Raw genomic sequence first — 2096 nt, 5'->3', positions numbered from 1 at the left:
ATCACCGTATGTGGACTTAAGTAGATTTGCTGCCTAATTTATTGCACAATATTTTGGTTTTTCCTTAGAATAGTGTTGCCTGCAGTGTTTTTTTATTCAAATTTATTCCATTTTGTGAAGATGTTTCTGCTTTGTCAAATGTCTAATTAACATTATAGTAAAAATTAAAATCCACCAAAATGATAGAATAATCAATCCTTTTAACGCTCCATAATAAAAGCCAATACTAATCATTAGTCCAATTGCTAAAATATTTGGTACAGGGAAACCAAATCCAGGATCTCCACCGGAAGCTGCGATCCCAATTCCCCAAACCAATGCATAACAAAAAGATACTATCAGGAGTCGTATATAAACATTCAAATTAGATATCCACTTGGAAATCAACCTTATCCCGAAATATCCAATCACAATATAAATAGCGATTCCCATTATTAATTGTAAGGCATCCCACATATCTAAAATAAATAATCAATCATATGTCAAATTATTGTCAGTGAACTTTTTTAGCAATATTGCAGGCAACGTTCCCGCGGTATGGTGTCGTGGCAGTTTCTGTCCGATAGGATAGGAACTGTCAGGACGAAAGTGCCTGGCTGCGAACGTTGAATTATTTTGTTTAAAAGTACTGCCATGAACTATGAACGCGTGTTAGGCACAGTATTTTATTTTTATCTATGTGTTATTAACTTTTTCTAACAAGTAAATAAATAGAGGGATTCCAATTAAAAATGAAATCCACCATCTCAAAGCTAGTTTATTATATCTGGTTACATATTTTTCTAACAATGGGTCAGTGTCTTTGATTTTTGTCGGAATAATTGCTGAAGCAGTTCCTCCTAAAAAATCAATGGAATGTTTGTCCTTATATGCTTTATCAGATTTCTTTTTTGCATTGTCATATTGATACCCTGCAAATACAGTCTGTAATGTTGTTGCTATCAGATAAACTATCAAAAAAAGGAATGCGAACTTATAAATGTCGTCCATGAAAAAATTGAATTCTAATGTTAGCTTTTGATCATTTCTAATCTTCTCTAGTTAATGTTTTTGGGAATCTATATTGTGCCTAACGTTCCCGCGGTATGGTGTCGTGGCAGTTTCTTTCCGACGGGAAAGGAACTGTCAGGACGAAAAGCGCTTGCAGCGAACGTTGATATATTTTATTTAAAAGTACTGCCATGCACTATGACCGCGTGTTGTGCCCAGTTTTTTTATTTTTTTCGTATAGTAAAATCTTGTTTCAAGATTGTAATTCTTAGATTTCCTTCCCAAAATTCTGTATTTAGTATATTCTCTAAAATCATCTTTTCAGTATCTAAAGGATTATCATTCTGCCAGGAGTCTAGAAATTTCTGCAATTTTTCAGTTATTTTATTTTTAATCTTCATTTCATCTTTATCAATGAAAACACTAGGGAATACATATTTATACTTCCCAGAATAATCAAGAGACAATGTTTTGTTTTTTAAATTATCAATTCTTAAATAATATTCTTTATTCGAGTCTTTTAACGCTTCTATTGAGTCTTTCCCAGCTAAATCAATTGCAGAAATTATTTGAAAATCAATATCTAATCCATTTTTCTTCGCGTACAAATACCCATTTAAACAATTCAATAAATTACCTCCCGCCAAAAAATGAGCTTCAAGATACTGCAATGTCACATTGATCTTATTTTTCTGAAATCCGGCGATACCATTAAAGAAATCTTTTTTATTGGTTTTTCTCATCATAAAACCAAAAGCTTGAGATAAATTAATCTTTGCTCCTAATTGATTTGCTCTCAACCAAGTTATAGTTGCTGGGATTAAGATTATAGTTCCCAACAATCCTAAAACAATTATTAATATTAAAAATTCGTCCATAAGTCCTTTCCGATATAGTCTGAAATAGCTTTATTTTTAAATTGGGCACAACGTTCCCGCGGTATGGTGTCGTGCGGTTGACTGTCCCACGCAGTGGAGACTGTCAAGCCGAAAACGACGGCATACGGAAATAGGATTTGCAAGTTAAAATAAAACCGCATGCACTATGACCGCGTGTTAGTGCCAGTTTTTCTTATTTTATTTTCAGTCTCTGTCTGCAAAAAATCT

Annotated in this window: 3 protein-coding genes; all 3 read right to left on the bottom strand. The window is 33.2% G+C overall.

Features of this window, described 5'->3' with window-relative positions; genetic code table 11:
* Positions 1 to 102: 102 nt before the first annotated feature.
* On the bottom strand, positions 103 to 432 hold the full coding sequence (locus ACE1ET_RS20360) for a hypothetical protein (protein WP_375730268.1): 330 nt from the start codon (positions 430 to 432) through the stop codon (positions 103 to 105).
* Between the two features lie 243 nt (positions 433 to 675).
* On the bottom strand, positions 676 to 990 hold the full coding sequence (locus tag ACE1ET_RS20355; protein ID WP_375730267.1) for a hypothetical protein: 315 nt from the start codon (positions 988 to 990) through the stop codon (positions 676 to 678).
* Positions 991 to 1214: 224 nt separating this feature from the next.
* Positions 1215 to 1868 (bottom strand): flotillin-like FloA family protein, encoded by a 654-nt coding sequence (locus tag ACE1ET_RS20350; protein ID WP_375730266.1) that lies wholly within the window; start codon positions 1866 to 1868, stop codon positions 1215 to 1217.
* Positions 1869 to 2096: the final 228 nt, after the last annotated feature.

It is taken from the genome of Quyinboa mangrovi, assembly GCF_042219825.1.
In the GTDB taxonomy this organism is placed as follows: Bacteria; Bacteroidota; Bacteroidia; order Bacteroidales; family UBA5342; genus JBHJHP01.
This window is presented reverse-complemented; position numbering and strand designations above follow the sequence as displayed.